Source organism: Clostridium sp. MCC328 (genome assembly GCF_018785465.1).
Lineage (GTDB): Bacteria > Bacillota > Clostridia > Lachnospirales > Lachnospiraceae > Pilosibacter > Pilosibacter fragilis.
In genome coordinates this window covers 1-1,779 of sequence record NZ_WQPW01000107.1, presented here as the reverse complement: position 1 = coordinate 1,779, position 1,779 = coordinate 1, and the positions used below count along the sequence as shown (strand labels likewise).

The 1,779-nt window shown below is 45.0% G+C and carries 2 protein-coding genes and 2 pseudogenes; 1 reads left to right on the top strand and 3 read right to left on the bottom strand.

All coding sequences use genetic code 11. From position 1 onward, the window contains the following. A pseudogene (locus tag GPK83_RS14225) lies at positions 1-705 on the bottom strand (ATP-binding protein); the annotation flags it as partial. Positions 706-852: 147 nt separating this feature from the next. Further along, positions 853-1,029, bottom strand: a pseudogene (locus GPK83_RS14220) (relaxase); the annotation flags it as partial. Positions 1,030-1,311: 282 nt separating this feature from the next. Between GPK83_RS14220 and GPK83_RS14215 the strand changes: the two are divergent. Continuing rightward, positions 1,312-1,614: a PBECR4 domain-containing protein gene (locus GPK83_RS14215; protein WP_242994114.1), complete on the top strand. Its 303-nt coding sequence runs from the start codon at positions 1,312-1,314 to the stop codon at positions 1,612-1,614. Here the strand turns inward: GPK83_RS14215 and GPK83_RS14210 are convergent. Continuing rightward, the coding region (locus GPK83_RS14210; RefSeq protein ID WP_215705084.1) for a hypothetical protein at positions 1,560-1,779 on the bottom strand (220 nt) is incomplete at its 5' end. The two genes, GPK83_RS14215 and GPK83_RS14210, sit on opposite strands and share 55 nt — an antisense overlap.

Genomic DNA, 1,779 nt, shown 5'->3' with positions numbered 1-1,779 from the left:
TGCCTCTGTGTATCCAGGCAGCTTTTCGGTTTCACTGACGATTTTGCGTAGGCCACTTCCACGGCGTTCCATGTACTTCATGCGGTGGAACAGGTCAGCAATCACAGGGTTTCGCCGCATGGAACGGATACTGTAAATATCGGATTCCTGAATTGAGCCGCCGCCAAACATACCGCCCGGAGATGTGATTTCCACCCGATCATCAAACATATCAATATGGATTTCGCTGCCAAGCACAATATAATCACGATGGATAAGCGCATTGACAAGAGCCTCTGTCACAGCTCGTTCAGCATAATCCGGCTTGTCTACCCGATACTGTGCCTCTTTGACAAAACGGACTTTGGAATTATTGCGAATAAATTCACTGCCGCTTTTCAGTAGATAAATCAGATTCCCTTCGTATTCTTTATCGTCCAATGCATCATCAAAGATAGAGCCTTTTTCCAAGCCATTCCACCGGGTACAGAACATACGGGAGTTAGTGTGATTCGTTCTTTGATTAAGCGGCTGATCGCTTCAGCATCCTTTTGAACATCGGACAAGCCGATAGGCTCCCGGTCATCGGAGACTCCGAAAAACAGAGTGCCGCCGATTCCATTGGAAAAGGCACTGACACTTTTTTAACCAGCTTTTTGGCTTTTTTGTTTCGAGAGCAACTTTGAAATCACATTCTGTTGCTTCAGCAATGAGCTGTTCTATCATAGAAATCCCTCCTTTGAGGTTGTAGAATGTTCTTTTTTATTATACCTAGCGGAGAAAGTTATTGCAACGATAGAAGCAAAGAGTTCAGCGAAAACAAAAATATTTATGAGAGGAGGTCCTTCTATTATGGTAATTACAAGAATCATGCCGCTTCGCCAGCAGAAACTCCGCATCGGCGGTCCGGCTGTCACAGCCATAGCCGGTAATCAGTTTTCCGTTGTCGGTCTTTTGCGGATTTGCCACATAATCAATAATATCGCTGATTGCCTGACTCTCAGTGCGCCCCTTGCCGATATGCAGGGGCATGATGCGTGTGGTTGCCATAGATGGAGCCTCCTTTCTCATAAGCAGAGAAGATATTTTCTGATTTTTCATGGGGATTGACATATTTTCTAAAGTTGCATATAATAATAGTACAAGGTAGGCAACGGCGTGTGTCTGCCAAAGCGTTGAAGCATAATAGCGTACCGGAATGCCTTGTTATGCAGAGCTTTCAGTAGGGGTTGTGCAGTAACCTCAAACCGGAGTAGGCTGCAAGCCGAAAGAAAATGCTCAAAGCCGCCTTGCATTGCAGGGCGGCTTTCTTTATGTGGACAGAGAGGTTTTATGGATAAATTACAAAAGTGTGCAAAAGCATTTGAAAATTTGTTGGAGATACAATATCGGATCATTATTGGCCGAAAGGGAAAAACCGTAGAGTTGGTGATTGGCTTCTCCAAACTGGACTTTCATCATTTGATGGGTCTTGGAAAACTGAAAGATTTGCGGATCGCAAAACAAAATCGTGGTTCTGTATTTGATGAAATCATAACCGGAATCATGACATTGCGCCGAAGCGTCCCTTTTTTCGTCCTTTATGATTCGTTTTCCGCAATGGTACGCCGCAAAAGATTCATTTCGGCTTCATAGCCGTAATCTTCTTTTTCGCTGCTCTCCTTTGCCAATTCCAACGCCTGACGGCATAGATCCAAACCGGCTTTCTTTTCCCTGCGGTCGCCGATACCCAAAAGCTTGCAGCGCGCCAAGCGCATTTTGCATTTCACACTGCCCAATTTCTCGCCAGTTTCATAGCAG